The sequence below is a fragment of the Streptomyces sp. NPDC047043 genome (assembly GCF_040644055.1).
Taxonomy (GTDB): Bacteria; Actinomycetota; Actinomycetes; order Streptomycetales; family Streptomycetaceae; genus Streptomyces.
The window spans coordinates 44,487-60,760 of record NZ_JBEYVO010000053.1; the positions used below are offsets into that span (position 1 = coordinate 44,487).

Genomic DNA, 16,274 nt, shown 5'->3' on the forward strand with positions numbered 1-16,274 from the left:
GGGTCACCAGGGCAGTGGCCTGCGGTCGGCGAACAGCCCGCCCGTCGTCTCGTCGCCGTCGGGAAGGGTCGCCAGCCAGACCGGGGTGTCCGCACCCTCCGCGGGCCCGCGCGGGGCGGACGGGCCGCCCATGCCGCTGCGGGTCCAGCCGGGATCGGCGGCGTTGACCAGGACGCCCGTGCCGGTGAGTTCGGCCGCGAGCATGCGGGTGAGGGCGTTGAGTGCCGTCTTGGAGATCCGGTAGGCGGGGTGCCGGCCGGAGTCCATCAGGGCCAGTGAGCCGTAGGAGCTGGTGACGTTCACGACCCGGCCGAAGCCTGCCTCCACCATGCCCGGCACGACGGCCTGCGCCACGCGCCAGGCGCCGGTGAGGTTGGTGTCCAGGGTGGCGCGCAGGATGTCCTCGTCGAGATGCGGGGGCCGCAGGTCCCCGTCCAGGGACACACCCGCGTTGTTCACCAGGACGTCGATCCCGCCGGTGAGCTCCCGTGCCTCCCGGACCGCCGCGACGACGCTCTTGGCGCTGGTCACATCCAGGACCAGCGGCAGGGCCGCCGGGCCGACGGTGCGGCACGCCTCCTCGGCGGCCGTCCGCTCGCGCGCCCCGACCAGGACGCGCAGTCCCCGGCCCGCGAGCTGCCGGCCGATCTCCAGGCCGAGTCCGCGTGCCCCGCCGGTCACCAGCGCGGTTCTGTCACTGTGCCGCATGGCTTGTTCGCCGCCTCTCACACTGTCAGGACTGAGCAGGCGCTGATCCCGGGCGCCCCGTAGACATGGGTGAAGCCCACTCGGGGGGCGCCCGGTACCTGCGCACCGGGCGCCCGGCCCTGCAACTGCCGTACGACCTCGTGGAACTGACGCAGTCCGGAGGCGCCGACGGGCTCCCCGCCGGCCAGACAGCCGCCGTCGGTGTTGACCGGTATCCGGCCCGTGGGTTCGGTGTCCCCGGCGGCCAGCAGTTCCTCCTGTTCGCCGTGCCCGCACAGTCCGGTCTCCGCGAGGTGGACCAGCTCCGAGCCGCTGTCCGTGTCCTGCAACTGGGCGACCTGCACGTCTGCGGGCCGTACGCCCGCCGTGCGGAAGGCCGCCTGAGCGGCGTCGACGCTGGGGCTGCGGTGGGGTCCCGGCGGCAGCCAGGGAGAGAACACCTCGAACGAACCGAACCGCCGGGTTCGGAAGGCCAACGACGCCAGCCTGACCGGGCGTTCGCACAGGTCGAACGCGCGGTCGCCGAGCGCCAGGACCAGGGCCGCCGCGCCCTGTCCGGGCGAACAGAACATGTACTGGGTGAGCGGCGGGCTGACCTCGGCGGAGTCCAGGATCTCCCGCTGCGTCAGCGGTTTGCGCCGCCACGCCAGGGGGTGCCGGGCGCCGTTGCTGAAGGCCCGCTCGGCCACCATCGCCAGCGCCCGCTCGGATATTCCGTGCTCGTGCAGGTACCGCTGGGTCTTGAGCGCGAAGAACTGGGTGGTCAGCATCATGCCGGTCTCGGCGTACCAGTCGCCCAGGCCGTAGCGGGCCGCGGAGACGTGGAACGCTCCGCGTTCGTGCTTGTCGAAGCCCACCGCCAGTCCCAGGGAGGCCTGGCCCGCGCGCAGCGCGTTGGCCACCGTGAGGACCGTGGAGGCGCCGGTCGCGCAGCCGTTTTGCACGTTGACGAAGGGCACTCCGGTCAGACCCAGACGGCCCACCAGGGTGTCGGGCTTGCCGGACACGTCGGAGCCGCCGGCCGCGTAGCCGATGTCCTCCCAGGCGACACCCGCGTCGGCGAGCGCCGCGCGCACTGCCCCCTCGGCCATCTCCATGCCGGTGACGCTCTCGTCGCGGCCGAAGGGATGCATCCCGCATCCGACCACGTACACCTCGTCGCGTCGGCTCATCGCTCCCCGGCCCATTGCTCCCCGGCCCATCGCTCCTCGTCCCGATCCGGGCGGAACGCGAAGGTCACCACCTTGGTTCCGTCCTCGCTGTCGTAGGCGGGCACCAGGGTGAGCCGGACCGGCAGGCCGATCCGGATCTCCTCGCGGGGCACCGCCAGCCGCGCTTGGACCAGCACTTCGCCGAGGTCCACGTAGCCCACGTGGTACGGCCGGTAGCCGTCGGCCGGCGGCCGGTATGGCGGTTTCGGCGGGAACGCCTGGAGCGTCCACGACCACACCCGGCCCCTGACCGGCAGCACCTGCTCGGACATCACCCCGTCCGCGCACCTGGGGCACGAGTCCTGCCGGGGGAAGACGACGGTGTGGCACGCGGAGCAGCGGGCGCCCACGAGCCTCGGTGGATCCCCGTCGTCGAGCCCGACGTCATCAAGCCCACCGTCGTCGACTTGACGGTCGCCGTGCTGACGGTCGCCGTGCTCACGGTCGTTCGGGTTCTCGAACAGGGACTCGTCGATGAGCCTGGTGGTCATGTTCCGGCCCTCCTTCCACGTCACCAGCCCAGAAGGGCGGCCAGTCGTTCCCGGTGGTGTGCGGCGCCGCCCAGCAGCACCGCGTCGGACTGCGCGCGCCGGAAGTACAGGTGCGCGTCGTGCTCCCAGGTGAAGCCCATGCCGCCGTGGAGCTGCACGCATTCGGCGGCGACGGAGACGAACGCCTCGCCGCACCACGCCTGTGCCACGGCCGCCGCCTCGGCCAGCGCCCGCGGTGAGCCCTCCGCCCGGACCGCGCGCACCACGGCCGAGCGTGCGGCCTCGACCTGGAGCAGCATGTCGGCGCAGGCGTGCTTGATGGCCTGGAAGCCGCCGATGGCCCTGCCGAACTGGGTGCGGTCGCGCACATGGGCCACCGTCGTGTCCAAGGCGGCCTGGGCTCCGCCCAGTTGCTCGGCGGCCAGGGCCACCAGGGCCACGTCCAGTGCGCGGGAGACGACGTCCGCGCCCTCGCCGCCCGCGGTCAGGGCCCGGGCCCGTGCGCCGTCGAAGGTGACGATCGCCTGCCCGCGGCTGAGGTCCAGGGTGGGCACCCGGCGCACCGTGACGCCCGGCTCGCGCGGATCGGCCAGGAAGAGGTCCACACCGTCGGCCCCGGTCGCGGCGACCACGAGTGTCTCGGCGTCGGCGCCGTCGAGGACGAACGGCGCGGTGCCGTCCAGGAGGGGGACGCTGCCCTGCCAGGAGACGGCCACGGGCACGGCGTCGGCTTGCCACGTCCCGTCGGGTGCGACCACGGCCAGGGCGTGTACGACGCCCTCCGCCAGCTGGCCCAGCGCCGTGTCGGCCGTGCCGCAGCCTGCCAGTACCTGTCCGGCCAGCACGGTGGAGGACAGCAGCGGCACCGGCGCCAGGACTCGGCCCAACTCCTCGCAGACGGCGGCGATCCCGGCGAGGCCGCCGATGCCTCCCGCCGATGCGGGCAGGCCGAGCGCGGCGAGGCCGACCTGCCGGCCGAGGGTGTCCCACAACCCGGCGTCGATGCCGGGGGCCTCCTCGGACAGGCGGCGTACCGCGGCGGTGCCGCCGGCGTTCGCGCACACCGTGCGGACGGTGTCGCGGAGGTCTTCCAGCTCGGTGTCCGACAGGGCCGTGCCGTCGGTCTCGGTCACGGTGCGGGTCATCGTGTGTTCCCGCTGGTGTCGTCGTGTGTGCGCAGCGCGCTGTGCGCGGCCGCCATCCGGGCCACGGGGACGCGGTGCGCGGAACACGAGACGTAGTCGAGGCCGAGGCCGTCGCAGAACGCGATCGACTCCGGGTCGCCGCCGTGCTCACCGCACACGCCCAGCTTGATGCCGGGCCGTACGCTGCGGGCCCGCTCGGCCGCCAGGCCGACCAGGGCACCCACCCCGTGCGGGTCGAGCCGGGCGAAGGGGCTGGCGGTCAGGAACCCGCGTTCCTGGTACGAGGCGAGCACCTGGCGTTCGACGTCGTCCCGGGAGAACCCGTAGGTGAGCTGGGTGAGGTCGTTGGTGCCGAAGGAGAAGAACTCGGCGTGCTCGGCGAGTTCCCCGGCCAGCAGCGCGGCGCGCGGGGTCTCGATCATGGTGCCGAGCCGGTAGGGGACCGCCACTCCGGTGCGGGCGGCGACCGCGTCGGCGGCGTCGCGTACGTAGGCGGCCACGGCGGCGAGTTCCTCGGGCAGGCTGATGAGCGGGATCATCACTTCCAGCTCGGGCCGGACCCCGGTGGCGGCGACATCGGCCCAGGCGGTGAAGAGCGCCTCGGCCTGCGCCGGATAGAGCCGTTCGTGCAGCAGGGCCAGCCGTACCCCGCGCAGGCCGAGCATCGGGTTCGCCTCGCGCAGGGCGGCGGCCCGCTGTTCCTCGGCCGCGTCCAGGGCCTCGCCGGGGGCGGGCAGGAACTCGTGCAGCGGGGCGTCCAGCAGGCGCACGGTCACCGGGCGGTTGCCCACGGCTGCCAGCAGCGCGGTGAAGTCCTCGTGCTGGGCGCGCTCCAGGGCCACCAGGGCCTCGTCACGGGCGGTGGGGTCGGCGGCCAGGAGCACCCGGCGGATCAGCGGAAGGCGCTCGCCGAGGAACTGGTGTTCCGTACGGCACAGCCCCACCCCCTGCGCGCCCAGCGCGAGGGCCGTCTCCACTTCGGCTGCCGTGTCGGCGTTGACCCGTACGCCCAGTCGGCGTATGCCGTCCGCCCAGGTCAGCAGGGTGGACAGGTCGGGCGGCGGTCCGGCGACGCTGACGCTCAGCGTGCCCGCGTAGACGGCGCCGGTACGGCCGTCCAGCGAGATCGGCTCACCCTCGCGCACCACGCGCTCCCCGAAGCGGACCGTCCCGGCCGCCCGGTCCAGGCGCAGCCCCTCGGCGCCGCACACGGCGGGCTTGCCGGCGCCCCGCGCGACCACGGCGGCGTGCGAGGCGATTCCGCCGCTGCCGGTCAGCACGGCGACGGAGGCCAGCATGCCGGGCACGTCCGCCGGGGTCGTCTCGGCGGCCACCAGCACGACCCGGGTGCCGTCCGCGGCCAGTTCGAGGGCCCTCTCACTGGAGAGCACCACCGTCCCGGTCGCCGCTCCCGGTGACGCGGGCAGGCCCCTGACGAGGAGTTCCTCCCCACCGGTCAGCCGCAGTTGGGGGTGGAGCAGTTCCTGCACCTGGGCGGGGGTGATCCGCCGGACGGCCTCCTCCTGGCCGAGCGCCCCGTCCCGGGCGAGGTCCGCGGCCAGACACACCGACGCCCGCAGCGGCGGGCGGAGTTGGGCGGAGGCGGCGAGCAGGGAGATCTCGTCGTCGCGTACCTCGAAGTCGACCAACACCGGTGCGCGCAGGTGCCGCTCCAGGGTGAGCAGGGAGTGTTCCAGCAGCGCGGTGCCGCCCGCGAGCCGGTCCAGCGGCTCACCGGAGTGCGGCGGCGGGGCGCTGCGGCGCACCCCGCGGAAGAAGGACCCCTGCGGGGACAGGCGCCCGGTCTCGGGATCGCGGCTGACGGCCGTGCCGTAGCCGGAGTGGTCCGCCGGGCCGATGCGCAGGGCCTGCACATGCAGGGCGAGGGCCAGGTCGGCGGGGAGCCGCTGGGCCCTGCGGGAGCGTCGCGCACGCGGCGAGTCCCACCGGGCGAGCAGGGCACGGGCGGCAAGCGCCAGCTGCTGCGCCGGGTCGTCGGGGAAGGGCCGGGAGCCGTGCTCCGCCACCAGGCAGAGCAGCACCTTGACGCGTTCTGCAGGCTGGGGCGTGTCCAGGAGGGCGTCGTCGAGCAGCGCACCGGGAACGTCCAGGGCGTGTTCGGCGATCACACGTACGGTGGCGGCCCACACCTCGTACAACGCGTCCGCTTGCCCGATCACGGCGCACAGGTCGTCGGCCGTGGCCGGTGCCACGCCGAGACAGGCCAGGTCCGGCGGCAGTCCGGCGATCTCGGCCGGCGCGCTCGCCGACAGGCGCAGCAGCAGCGGCCGGGCCACGTCCCCGATGCGCCGTCCCGAGAGCTGTTCGACGAGCTCGACGGCGGCTTCGGCGGTGGCCGCTTCGCACAGGGACGCTGCGGCTGCGGCGGGCACGGTGAGGCCCGGTACGACCGGCAGACCGAGGGCCACCAGCCCGTCCATCGCCGCGCCGTGCGCGCCCAGCTCGTCGGCGTCCAGGCCCCGGATGCGGCCTTGCCCGTAGGGCACCAGGGTCCGTCCGGGAGGCCCGGGGCTATCAGAGGCCGAGGTCAGGGGCGCCTTGGACGGTGCGGACAGGCCCGCCTCGCGGTCGGTGACGCTCACCCCCGCCCCCTGGTGACGAGTTCCTCTTCACGGGCCTCGTCCTCGGCCCGGCTGATGCCCAGCACGAGCAGCAGCTCCTGGTGCAGCCGCATCCACACGGTGTGGTACGAGTCGCACAGCGGCGAGGCCAGCCACTGAGGCGCGCCGTCGTCGAAGCGGTCGAGGGCGTCCTCCAGGTCCGTGAGGTACCGCCCACTGCCCGCGAGCACCCGGTCCAGCCTGCGCAGCACGGGCTGGATGGCCTCGTGCACGTCCTCCAGCGCCTCGCGCACCCCGGCGTCGTAGACGTCGTCCAAATGGTCGTTAGCGGTGCCGTCCGGGCGGCACTGCCATGCCGTGCACACGTCCCGGATCTTCCGGTTGACCGGCAGAAACGCCTCGTACGCCGCGGTGATCAGCTGCTCCTGCTCGGAGCCGGCGGGAACCCGCAGCAACCGCGCGACGGCGGACTTGGCCCGCTCGGTCGGCAGCACCACCGGCCCCTTCACCGTCGCCAGCCCGGCGTCGACCAGCGGCCGGTGTTCGGCGGCCGGACGGCCGCGCCACATGCCACGCAGAACGAGGTCGACGACGGCTTCGGTGAGGGGCTCGTCGGACGCGTCCGGAAGGTCCACGGCAGCAGATTGCATCGCCACACCTTTTGCTCGGTTCTGTGTTGCCCGGAGGTTACGCCCCGACAGGCTGGTTAGTGAAGAGGGACTCAAGAAACACTTTTCGCCGCGAGGAACGACGTCATGCGGTCCTGTGCGTCCCGGCCGGCCGCGAGGGCGGCGATGGAGCGCGCTTCTTCGGCGAGGTGGCGGCGCAGATCGTCACCGGTGCCGAGGCGCAGCAGCCCCTTCGCGGCGCGCAGTGCGCCGCCCGCGCCGGCGGCCAGATCGGCCGCCATCCGGTGAGCGATGTCGTCCAGTTCGGCGTCGGCCACGGACCGGGAGACCAAGCCCCATCGTTCGGCGTCGTCGCCGGTCACAACCCGGTTGGTGAGGATCAGGTCCGCCGCCCTGCGAGGGCCCACCAGGCGCGGCAGGAACCAGGACGCCCCGCAGTCCGGTGTCAGCCCGATCGCCGTGTACGCGAGCCGGAACCGCGCGGACCGGGCCGCCAGGACGATGTCACCCACCAGAGCGAGGCCGATCCCGCCGCCCGCGGCCGCTCCGCGCACGGCGGTCACCAACGGCACCGGCAGCTCGTACAGGACCTGTATCGCGGCGTGTGCGGCGTCGGCCACGGCGTGGACGTAGGCGCCGGTCCCCGTGCCGCGGCCGGCGAACGCGCGCAGGTCACCGCCCACACAGAAGCTGCCGCCCGTCGTCCGCAGCAGGACCGCGCCGCCCGGGTCCGCGGCCACCTCCAAGGCCGTGTCCCGAAGGGCCTCGGCCGTTGCGAGATCCAGGGCGTTGCCGCGGCCGGGATCGTCCAGCCTCAGCTCGACGACGCCGTCGGGATGGCGGACCGTGCGGACCGGGCCGGTGCTCGCGGTCGGGCTCATGAGTGTCTCTCCCGTCGTCTTCCCGTCGCCGGGGACTTCCGGGCAAGATACTAAACACGCTATACAGTTTCTAGGAGGCGACGGCTGCCGACGTCCGTGCGCCCGCCGGCAGGAGGTCCCGTGCCCATCCAGTTCGATGTCGATCCGACTGTCGCTCAACTTGCCGAAGCCACATCGGAGTTCGTGCGCGAGGTGGCCGTCCCGGCCGAGCGTGAATGCGGCGGATCCGTGCACGACGCCCCCGAGGCGGTGCGGGAGAGGCTGCAGAAAGCCGCCCGTGACGCGGGTGTGTTTGCCCCGCACGCACCGAAGCGCTGGGGCGGCCACGGCCTCGACCTGCGCGGCCAGGCGGTGGTGTTCGAAGCCGCGGGCTATTCCCTGCTCGGACCGCTGGCACTCAACTGCGCCGCCCCGGACGAAGGCAACATGCACCTACTGGAGAAGGTCGCCACCGAAGAGCAGAAGCAGACGTATCTGCGCCCCCTCGCCGCGGGCGAAACACGGTCCTGCTTCGCCATGACCGAACCCGCTCCGGGAGCGGGCGCCGATCCCCGCCTGCTGCGGACCACCGCGACCCGGGTACCGGGCGGCTGGCGCATCGACGGGCGCAAGTGGTTCATCACCGGTGCCCAGGGATCCGCCTTCACCATCGTCATGGCCCGCACCTCCGGCGGCCCCGGCGACCGGGGCGGCGCCACCATGTTCCTGGTGGACGCCGATACCCCCGGCATGCGCCTCGTCCGGACGATCGAGACCCTCGACGAGTCGCTCTTCGCCGGGCACAGCGAGATCGTCTTCGACGGGTGCGTCGTGGGGGAGGAGCAGCGGCTGGGAGCGGTGGACCGCGGCTTCGAGGCCGCCCAGGTACGGCTCGCTCCCGCCCGGCTGACCCACTGCATGCGCTGGCTCGGAGCCGCCCGCCGCGCCCAGGACATCGCACTGGAGCGGGCCGGGAGCCGGATGGCCTTCGGCTCGGCGCTGGCAGACCTCGGCATGGTCCAGCAGATGCTGGCCGACTCCGAGATCGACATCGAGGCGAGCCGCGCCCTGATCCTGCGTACGGCCTGGGAGCTGGACACCGGATCCGGAGCCGCCTCCCAGCTCTCCTCGGTGTCCAAGACCTTCGTGGCAGAGGCGGTGAACCGGGTCGTCGACCGGGCGGTGCAGATCTGCGGAGCCCTCGGCGTCTCGGCCGCCGACGCCCCACTGGCCCGTCTGTTCCGGGAAGTACGCCCCTTCCGGATCTACGACGGCCCATCGGAGACCCACCGCTTCGCCATAGCACGCCGCGCGGTGAGACCGTACCGACAGCTCACGGGTGCCGCCGATTCCTAACGAAGATGTCAAGGGGCAGGGTGACGGGCGGTATGCGGTCGTAGCACCGCACCGCCTATCCGCCGGTGAGAACCAGGGGGTACGGGGAACCGAGCGCGATGACATCCGCCAACAGCCGCGTGTGCAGCTCCGGCATGTCCCTCACGCGGCGGCCCGAGTGCGGGAGGCGAGCCGGGGGAAGGCGTCTTCCCATACAGTGCGCACGGTGCGGCCGACGAGGGTGCGCAGGACCGGCCACAGCTCAAGAAGCAGGTCCTGGGTGAGGCAGCGGGGCAGATCGTCGCGCAGGCCCTCGTGCAGCACGGTGCGGTACAGGCCCATGCGCCGGCGCGGCTTTCCCAGGTCGTATGAGGTCATCCCGGACCAGGCCATGTGCAGTGGCAGATCCACGACACCGTGGGCCGGGCCGCGCAACTGCTGCAGCGAGGGCGGCAGACGGCTGCGGAACTTCTCCCGGTACAGCGCGAAGTCCTCGGCGTCCGCGTCCGGACTCTGACCCGGGGCGGGTGCGGGGTGCTGCGGGCTGGAGGGCATGACGCCATCATGGCCGCCGCGGCGCTGGCGAGAATCGTCTGCGTCTCCGCCTGAACCTGTGCCCGGCTTGACCCAACGTCAATCGGACGTCAAGGGGGACGGCCGGCCCGTTCCGTGACGCATGCCGGCGGTGTCGACGTATCAGGCGTGCGGGCGCCGGGCTCACCTCATGCCGTGCACGACCTCCCGCCGTGTTCAGCGCCAGCCCAGGGCCGGAGCGACGTGGGTCAGGATGGTCTCGATCACGTGGGTGTTGTAGGCGACTCCGAGCTGGTTGGGCACCGTGAGGAGCAGCGTGTCGGCGGCGGCGACTGCTTCGTCCTCGGCGAGCTGCTTGACCAGGACGTCGGGTTCGGCGGCGTAGGAACGGCCGAAGATGGCGCGGGTGTTGGCGTCGATGTAGCCGATCTGGTCCTTGGAGTTGCCCTCACGGCCGAAGTAGGCGCGGTCACGGTCGTCGACCAGCGCGAAGATGCTGCGGCTGACCGACACCCGCGGCTCGCGGGTGTGACCCGCTTCCCGCCAGGCCTTGCGGTAGGCCTCGATCTGCTTGCGCTGTTGGACGTGCAGTGGTTCGCCGCTCTCGTCGTCCTTGAGGGTCGAGCTCTGCAGGTTCATCCCGAGCCTGGCCGCCCACGCCGCGGTGGCGTTCGAGCTGGATCCCCACCAGATACGGTCCCTGAGGCCTTCGGAGTGCGGTTCGATGGGCAGCAGTCCGGGCGGGTTGGCGAACATCGGGTTGGGGTTGGGCTGCGCGAATCCCTCACCTTTCAGTACGTCGAGGAGGCGCTCGGTGTGGGCGCGTGCCATGTCGGCGTCGGTGGCTCCTTCGGCCGGCAGGTGCCCGAAGTGGCGCCAGCCGTCGATGACCTGCTCCGGGGATCCCCGGCTGATGCCGAGCTGCAGCCGGCCTCCGGAGATCAGGTCCGCGGCGCCGGCGTCCTCGGCCATGTACAGCGGGTTCTCATAGCGCATGTCGATCACGCCGGTGCCGATCTCGATCCGGCTGGTACGTGCGCCGATGGCGGCGAGCAGCGGGAACGGTGAGGCGTACTGCCGCGCGAAGTGATGGACGCGGAAGTACGCGCCGTCGGCGCCCAGTTCCTCCGCGGCGACCGCGAGGTCGATCGCCTGGAGGAGGGCGTCCGCGGCGGAGCGCGTCTGTGAGTGCGGCGATGGTGTCCAGTGTCCGAAGGACAGGAACCCGATCTTTTTCATGCCGCTTTCAACAATCAAGGTCGGAGTTCATTCCCCGCCGGAATCTGCGGCCATGCAGAGCAGAAGGCCGGCCCGACGTGGTGGGTCCGGTCGCGACGACCGTGTTGGTCACGGTCCCGCACCAGCGGCTGTGCCCCGCGCTTTCACCGAAGGTCCTGGCCCGCCCTCTCCTCTGGCGCGGTCGACGCTCACGTCCCCATGCGGCCAGCGGCCAGCGAGGTCGGACCGCTGGTAAGAGGTCTGACCGAGCGCGCCTACGGGTGCGTGTCCGTGATCGCGATGACTTGGTCCAGGCGGTCCCGGGCGGCCTGCAGTTCGTCGATCTTGGCCTGGATGCGCTCGCGCTCAACGCGCAGCATGGCTCGTTGATCGGCGTCGGTGTGGCCCGCGTCCCAGCACGGAAGAAGCTCGGTGATCCTTCGGCTGGTCAGGCCGGCGGCGTACATCTGCTGGAAGAAGCGGACCCGGGGGATGGCGTCCTGGCGGTACAGGCGCTGGCCGGACGGGCTGCGCTCCGGGGTGAGCAGTCCCTGCTGCTCGTAGTAGCGCACGGCGCGCACCGAGACGCCGGCACCCCGTGCCACCTCGCCGATGCGGATCAACCGCTCGGTCGCGGCCACTGTGACGGACATGGTGACCCCTCTCACACTGGCTCCGACGGTCAGCACTTGCCTCTGACGTCAGCGTTAGGTTTTAGCGTACCGGACATGGATATCAACAACTCCGTCGCCCTTGTCACCGGAGCCAACCGCGGCCTGGGCCGCGCTTTTGCCCAGCGTCTGCTCGAACGGGGCGCCCCCAAGGTCTACGCGGCAGCCCGCCGACCGGAGACCGTAGACCTGCCCGGGGTCGAGGTGCTGCCCCTCGACATCGCCGATCCCGCATCCGTGAGGGCCGCCGCCGAGGCCGCCCCGGACGTCTCGCTGCTCATCAACAATGCAGGGATCAGTACGGGGACGGACCTGGTGACCGGTTCGCTGGACACGTTGCGCCACGAGCTGGAGACCAACATGTTCGGCCACCTGGAAATGATCCGGCAGTTCGCGCCGGCACTCGCCAGGAACGGCGGGGGCGCGATCGTCAACGTCCTTTCCGCCATGTCGTGGTTCGGGGGCAAGGGCGCCAACGCCTACCACCTGACCAAGGCCGCCGCCTGGGCCATGACCAACGGTGTCCGCCTGGAGCTCGCCGATCAGGGCACGCTCGTCACAGCGGTACACCTCGGCCTGGCCGACACCGACATGGCTGCCGCCTGGCCCGTGGCCAAGATCGCTCCATCCGACCTGGCCGACGCCGCCCTCGACGGTGTTGAGGCCGGGTCCGCCGAAGTCCTCGCCGACCAGTGGAGTCAGGACGTCAAGGCCCGCCTGTCTCTGACGCCGGTGGAGTTCAACGCCGCGATGGACCGCGCTCTGGCGGCCCTGATAGCGGGCTGACGGGCCCATCCGGCAGCACGGAGTTGAGTCGGCTGCTCCTCCGCGGCCTCTCGAACTCCTCTGGGTTCCAAGAGACGCCGGCGCGTGTGATGAGCTCGTTCATCTGGTTGTGGCTGAGCCTTTCCAGCACACCTGTCATCGCGTCGGTGACCGGTGACCGTCATTCCAGCGACCCGCCCGCCGCTCCCACGACCTCCCTGTCGGCGTCCGTGGGTTGCCGCCGGTCAGGTAGCGGCAGGAGGCGCTCACGCCTGGCGATGAAGGGTGAGTGAGTCGTTCACGCGACCCGGCAGTCAGGGCAGTGGCCCCAGAACGTCACTGCGGCCTCCTGGATGGCGTACTCCTCGGGTAGGTGCGGCTCCATGCAGGGGGCCGCACCTTCCGTGCACTCCACGTTACGGATAACGCCGCAGCCGCGGCACACGAAGTGGTGGTGATTGTCGTGATCCTCGATCTCGTAGCGGGCCGGGTGACCCGGGATCTGAATGCACCGGACCAGGCCGGCGTCAGTGAGGGCGCGCAGCACGTTGTAGGTGGCCTGTAGGGACAGGCTTCCTGTAACCCGCTGAGCGCGCTCACGCAGGGTGTCGGCATCGAGATGGTCTGCGGAATCGGAAACAGCCATCAGCACGGCCATGCGCGGAGCGGTCACCCGCATGCCGGCCTTGCGCAGCCGTGCCGCGGCCAGCTCCATGGGTTCCCCGTCGGCGGTCACGTTTGTCATTCTGCCTCGCACTTCCTGTCACCCTCCGGCCGAGCGTCGTCACCCTTCGGATCCGCATCGGAGGAGAGTTCGAACCACACACTCTTCCCGTCGGATCGGTACTGACAGCCCCACCGTGCGGCCAGTGTGCTCACAAGGACGAGTCCGCGGCCGCTCTCGTCCTCGGGGCCGGCCTCGGTGGGGCGGACAGGTTGTGAAGCGCCGTCGCTGACCACGCAGCGCAGATCGGACAACCGCTCCAGAGTCAGGCGCAAGGGACCGGCGGCATGACGCAGTGCGTTGCACACAAGTTCGCTGACCAGCAGTTCGGCGGTCGGGACGAGGCCCCCCAGACCCCATTGGGGCAGCACGTCGCGTATTGCAGCCCTGGCCAGGGCAGGCGCGGTCGGCGACCAGGGCAATGACCAGGGCCCGCCCAGGAACGACTCCACGCAGGTTGTGGCCAGGGGCACGCTCGGTGGAAGGGACGTTACGGAGCGCTGAGGAGCGGGGACAGCTGCGCCGGCGACCGTTCCCAGAAGGCGGGCGTCTCGAGGAACCGTACTGTCCATGGCTACACCTTCGGGGATGTCGGTGAATGTCCGTTTTGACAGTAGGCCTTTTCTGGAGTCGGTCAAGTCTCTAGAGCAAGCAAATATGCTGAACCCGTACAAGTAAGTGTAGGGCTGCTCGGCCCACACGAGTCCGCAGGTGGCGCAGACGGTGTAGTCGATGGCGAAGGCGACATCGCCATCGAGGTTCGCCCATTACCTTCCGAGTAGAGCCCGGTTCGGGTTCGTGGCCTCCGGGGCCGGTATGACTCTTTGCCCCTGTCCTTGATGATCCGGGGGGTGCTGTCGCCGGTTCCGGCGGCGCCGGATGGTCGCTGATGGAAGCGTGTCCGCCGACAGGCAGGGCTGCGTAATGGGCGCACACGCATTCAACGTCGACGCGCTGCAGGCCTGCCACCTTGGTGTGGAACGCACCGCCGAGCCCGGTCCCCGACCGTCCCGCCTTTGCTGGCTCGTGGAGTTCCTGGCAGGCGTTCGCTGAGAGGCTGCCGGTTTTCACGGGACTGTCCGCGCGCCGCAGTCAAGGAGAGGGCTTCCGCTGCGGGTATCGGGCTTGCTGTGCACCGGCGGAATGCGAGCCACAGCCGTCGGTCACTCCTGGATGGGTGTGAGCAGGGACTTCTCCAGGATCACCTGAAGCGACAGGGTGCGGTAGCCGACCGAGGCGAACAGTACGGTGATGCGGTGGTCCTCCTCGCTGAGGACCTCGCCGTCCCCCCACTGAGGGTGACGGACCCGGACGCCGGGCGCGAATGCGTGGGCGCGGCCTGCGGTTGAGGCGGTGCGTGGACGCGGCAGGTCTGTGAGGGCTTCGGCCCGGGCATACGCGTGCTGCAGGCACCTGTCGCAGTTGTCGCACCGGGTGTGCAACTGCTCGCCGAAGTAACCGAGCAGGAAACGCCGTCGGCAGCCGGTGGTCTCGGCCAGGCCGCGCATCATCTCGACGCGCGAGCGTTCCAGTCTCTCGTGCGCCGCGCCACGTTTCACGGCGTGATCGACTGCGTCTGCCAGATCGGCACCGGGCACCCGGGACACCTTTCCGCGCTCCATGGTGACGGCCTCGGCCTGCTCCAGCAGATTGAGCACTGCGGTCAGTCGGCCGGCGGACAGACCGCTCTTGTGCTGAAGCTCTGTCGGTGTCACCGCACTCGTGTGCTCCCACACACTGCGGGCGACCCTTTTGATCGTGTCAGGATCCGGACGGCCGGTGGAGAAGAACTTCTGCAGTCCGAGATCCTCCTTGCGGTAATGCAGGATCGCCCGGGCGGCCGCACCGTCCCGTCCCGCCCGGCCTATCTCCTGGTAGTACGCGTCGAGCGATCCGGGCACCGAGGCATGCAGGACGAACCGCACGTCGGGTTTGTCGATCCCCATGCCGAACGCCGAGGTGGCCACCACCACGTCCAGCTCTCCGGCCAGGAAACGGTCGTGCACCGCGGCGCGTTCGGCTGACCGGGTGCCTGCGTGGTAGGCGGCCGCGGCCAGGCCGAGTTGGCTCAGCTGCGCGGCGTAGGTCTCGGCGTCCTTGCGCGTCGCGGCGTAGACGATGCCCGGCTTGGGCTCGGCGGCCGCCCGTTCCACCACGGACCGTCGTTTGGCTGCGTCATCGAGGAAGTGGGTCACCTCCAGGCGGATGTTGGGCCGGTCGTAGCCCGCGGCCACCTCCCGGACCTTGCGCATGCCCAGCTGTTCGACGATGTCGGCGCGCACCGGTGCCGCGGCGCTGGCGGTGAGCGCGAGGATCGCAGGGCGCCCGACGCTCTGCGCGGCCTGGCGAAGCCTGAGGTAGTCGGGCCGGAAGTCGTGACCCCAGGACGACACGCAGTGCGCCTCGTCCACGACGAACAGAGATGGCTTCAGTGCCCTCAGCCGCTCCAGCACCTCCTGCTTGGCCAGCTGTTCCGGGGCCAGAAACACAAACCGCGCTTCGCCGCCGCTCACCCTCGCCCAAGCCCGCTCGTTCTGCGTCCGGCTCATCGACGAGTTGATCGCCACCGCGCTCTGGCCACCTTTCCGCAGCAGCCCGGCAACCTGGTCCCGCTGGAGGGCGATCAACGGAGACACCACGAGCGTCGGACCGGGCAGCAGCGTGCCCGGCACCTGATAGACGGCCGACTTGCCCGAACCGGTCGGCATGACCACGATGGCATCCCGGCGGGCCATGACCGCCTTCATCCCAGTGAGCTGGCCGGGGCGCAGTTGGTCCCACCCGAAGACCCTGCGCGCTGCTCTGCGTAGCCGGCGGGCGGCGAACAGCCTGGTCAGCATCCAACTCCCTAGTGCAGTCCGGCGCGCCGGGGTGACCCGATGGCGCGTTCTTCGGTCTCCTACGGTTCCGCGGCGGGCCGCGGCGGCCGTGGTGATCCGCCCGGTGACAGTAACGCAGGAGGCGGACCGTCTCCTGTGGCGTCCGCCTCAGGCGGCCACGCACGGTCGTCACCCGTGCGGAGGAGGCGATGTTGCGCCGTGGGTCCAGGTTGGTGGACCGCGATCCCATCACTGGCCCGATCGCTCAGCGCCGTCCACAACCAGCGACGAGCACAACAAGCCCTGATCGAGGGCTTGTTGGAGTGCCACCTCAAACGGGCGATGCTCCTGTCCGCGTCCGCAGCCCTGCACGATCCCGCGCCCGCGGGGATGGTCCCCAGTACACGCGCGGCGTGCGGCAGGCCGCCGAATGCTCCCCGCACCTGCGGGCATGGTCCCAGCCACGTGGTCGTGTTGTCCTGCGACGCCTAGGAGTTGTCTTCAAATGTCACGCCCACATCAGCAGCGATGCGAGGGTGACGGCTGCTTGGTAGGACTCGGCGGTCTTGTCGTAGCGGGTCG

Annotated in this window: 15 protein-coding genes; 2 read left to right on the top strand and 13 right to left on the bottom strand. The window is 71.2% G+C overall.

The genetic code is table 11. The features are described from left to right. Positions 1-3: 3 nt before the first annotated feature. The 7 genes from ABZ880_RS50765 to ABZ880_RS50795 all read right to left on the bottom strand — a co-directional run bounded on the left by ABZ880_RS50765 (position 4) and on the right by ABZ880_RS50795 (position 7,647). The gene (locus ABZ880_RS50765) at positions 4-708 is read right to left on the bottom strand and encodes an SDR family NAD(P)-dependent oxidoreductase (RefSeq protein ID WP_361277971.1); all 705 of its coding nucleotides are present in this window, start codon (positions 706-708) and stop codon (positions 4-6) included. Between the two features lie 17 nt (positions 709-725). Beyond that, positions 726-1,880: a thiolase family protein gene (locus ABZ880_RS50770; RefSeq protein ID WP_361277973.1), complete on the bottom strand. Its 1,155-nt coding sequence runs from the start codon at positions 1,878-1,880 to the stop codon at positions 726-728. After that, positions 1,877-2,410, bottom strand: coding sequence for an OB-fold domain-containing protein (locus tag ABZ880_RS50775; protein WP_361277975.1), 534 nt, complete (start codon positions 2,408-2,410; stop codon positions 1,877-1,879). The genes ABZ880_RS50770 and ABZ880_RS50775 overlap by 4 nt, the downstream gene beginning before the upstream one ends. 20 nt (positions 2,411-2,430) lie before the next feature. Next, the gene (locus ABZ880_RS50780) at positions 2,431-3,555 is read right to left on the bottom strand and encodes an acyl-CoA dehydrogenase (protein WP_361277977.1); all 1,125 of its coding nucleotides are present in this window, start codon (positions 3,553-3,555) and stop codon (positions 2,431-2,433) included. After that, positions 3,552-6,158, bottom strand: a complete 2,607-nt coding sequence (locus ABZ880_RS50785; protein ID WP_361277979.1) for a putative PEP-binding protein — start codon at positions 6,156-6,158, stop codon at positions 3,552-3,554. The genes ABZ880_RS50780 and ABZ880_RS50785 overlap by 4 nt, the downstream gene beginning before the upstream one ends. Further along, a complete protein-coding gene (locus tag ABZ880_RS50790) occupies positions 6,155-6,787 on the bottom strand; it encodes a hypothetical protein (RefSeq protein ID WP_361277981.1) in 633 nt (210 codons plus the stop codon). The genes ABZ880_RS50785 and ABZ880_RS50790 overlap by 4 nt, the downstream gene beginning before the upstream one ends. A 71-nt stretch (positions 6,788-6,858) precedes the next feature. Beyond that, positions 6,859-7,647: an enoyl-CoA hydratase/isomerase family protein gene (locus tag ABZ880_RS50795; protein WP_361277983.1), complete on the bottom strand. Its 789-nt coding sequence runs from the start codon at positions 7,645-7,647 to the stop codon at positions 6,859-6,861. A 120-nt stretch (positions 7,648-7,767) separates the two neighbouring features. Here ABZ880_RS50795 and ABZ880_RS50800 point away from each other — a divergent pair, with 120 nt between their 5' ends. After that, positions 7,768-8,982, top strand: a complete 1,215-nt coding sequence (locus tag ABZ880_RS50800) for an acyl-CoA dehydrogenase family protein (protein WP_361277985.1) — start codon at positions 7,768-7,770, stop codon at positions 8,980-8,982. A 141-nt stretch (positions 8,983-9,123) separates the two neighbouring features. On the opposite strand, the gene ABZ880_RS50805 is transcribed toward ABZ880_RS50800, so the two are convergent. The 3 genes from ABZ880_RS50805 to ABZ880_RS50815 all read right to left on the bottom strand — a co-directional run bounded on the left by ABZ880_RS50805 (position 9,124) and on the right by ABZ880_RS50815 (position 11,366). Beyond that, positions 9,124-9,516, bottom strand: coding sequence for a hypothetical protein (locus ABZ880_RS50805; protein ID WP_361277987.1), 393 nt, complete (start codon positions 9,514-9,516; stop codon positions 9,124-9,126). Between the two features lie 195 nt (positions 9,517-9,711). Beyond that, a complete protein-coding gene (locus ABZ880_RS50810) occupies positions 9,712-10,734 on the bottom strand; it encodes an LLM class flavin-dependent oxidoreductase (protein ID WP_361277989.1) in 1,023 nt (340 codons plus the stop codon). 254 nt (positions 10,735-10,988) lie between these two features. Continuing rightward, complete coding sequence (locus tag ABZ880_RS50815; protein ID WP_361277991.1) at positions 10,989-11,366, bottom strand: MerR family transcriptional regulator; 378 nt, start codon at positions 11,364-11,366, stop codon at positions 10,989-10,991. A 75-nt stretch (positions 11,367-11,441) separates the two neighbouring features. Here ABZ880_RS50815 and ABZ880_RS50820 point away from each other — a divergent pair, with 75 nt between their 5' ends. After that, positions 11,442-12,170: an SDR family oxidoreductase gene (locus ABZ880_RS50820; protein WP_361277993.1), complete on the top strand. Its 729-nt coding sequence runs from the start codon at positions 11,442-11,444 to the stop codon at positions 12,168-12,170. Positions 12,171-12,447: 277 nt separating this feature from the next. Here the strand turns inward: ABZ880_RS50820 and ABZ880_RS50825 are convergent, their stop codons facing one another. The 3 genes from ABZ880_RS50825 to ABZ880_RS50835 all read right to left on the bottom strand — a co-directional run bounded on the left by ABZ880_RS50825 (position 12,448) and on the right by ABZ880_RS50835 (position 15,713). After that, positions 12,448-12,885, bottom strand: coding sequence for a Fur family transcriptional regulator (locus tag ABZ880_RS50825; RefSeq protein WP_361277995.1), 438 nt, complete (start codon positions 12,883-12,885; stop codon positions 12,448-12,450). A 5-nt stretch (positions 12,886-12,890) separates the two neighbouring features. Further along, a complete protein-coding gene (locus ABZ880_RS50830) occupies positions 12,891-13,445 on the bottom strand; it encodes an ATP-binding protein (RefSeq protein WP_361278001.1) in 555 nt (184 codons plus the stop codon). Positions 13,446-14,036: 591 nt separating this feature from the next. Further along, positions 14,037-15,713 (bottom strand): RecQ family ATP-dependent DNA helicase, encoded by a 1,677-nt coding sequence (locus ABZ880_RS50835; protein ID WP_361277997.1) that lies wholly within the window; start codon positions 15,711-15,713, stop codon positions 14,037-14,039. Between the last annotated feature and the right edge of the window lie 561 nt (positions 15,714-16,274).

Coding starts and splice junctions, on each gene's coding strand:
- ABZ880_RS50815 (WP_361277991.1), bottom strand. CDS start 11,366: ATGTCCGTCACAGTGGCCGCGACCGAGCGGTTGATCCGCATCGGCGAG.
- ABZ880_RS50830 (WP_361278001.1), bottom strand. CDS start 13,445: ATGGACAGTACGGTTCCTCGAGACGCCCGCCTTCTGGGAACGGTCGCC.
- ABZ880_RS50810 (WP_361277989.1), bottom strand. CDS start 10,734: ATGAAAAAGATCGGGTTCCTGTCCTTCGGACACTGGACACCATCGCCG.
- ABZ880_RS50770 (WP_361277973.1), bottom strand. CDS start 1,880: ATGAGCCGACGCGACGAGGTGTACGTGGTCGGATGCGGGATGCATCCC.
- ABZ880_RS50765 (WP_361277971.1), bottom strand. CDS start 708: ATGCGGCACAGTGACAGAACCGCGCTGGTGACCGGCGGGGCACGCGGA.
- ABZ880_RS50835 (WP_361277997.1), bottom strand. CDS start 15,713: ATGCTGACCAGGCTGTTCGCCGCCCGCCGGCTACGCAGAGCAGCGCGC.
- ABZ880_RS50790 (WP_361277981.1), bottom strand. CDS start 6,787: ATGCAATCTGCTGCCGTGGACCTTCCGGACGCGTCCGACGAGCCCCTC.
- ABZ880_RS50805 (WP_361277987.1), bottom strand. CDS start 9,516: ATGCCCTCCAGCCCGCAGCACCCCGCACCCGCCCCGGGTCAGAGTCCG.
- ABZ880_RS50775 (WP_361277975.1), bottom strand. CDS start 2,410: ATGACCACCAGGCTCATCGACGAGTCCCTGTTCGAGAACCCGAACGAC.
- ABZ880_RS50795 (WP_361277983.1), bottom strand. CDS start 7,647: ATGAGCCCGACCGCGAGCACCGGCCCGGTCCGCACGGTCCGCCATCCC.
- ABZ880_RS50780 (WP_361277977.1), bottom strand. CDS start 3,555: ATGACCCGCACCGTGACCGAGACCGACGGCACGGCCCTGTCGGACACC.
- ABZ880_RS50820 (WP_361277993.1), top strand. CDS start 11,442: ATGGATATCAACAACTCCGTCGCCCTTGTCACCGGAGCCAACCGCGGC.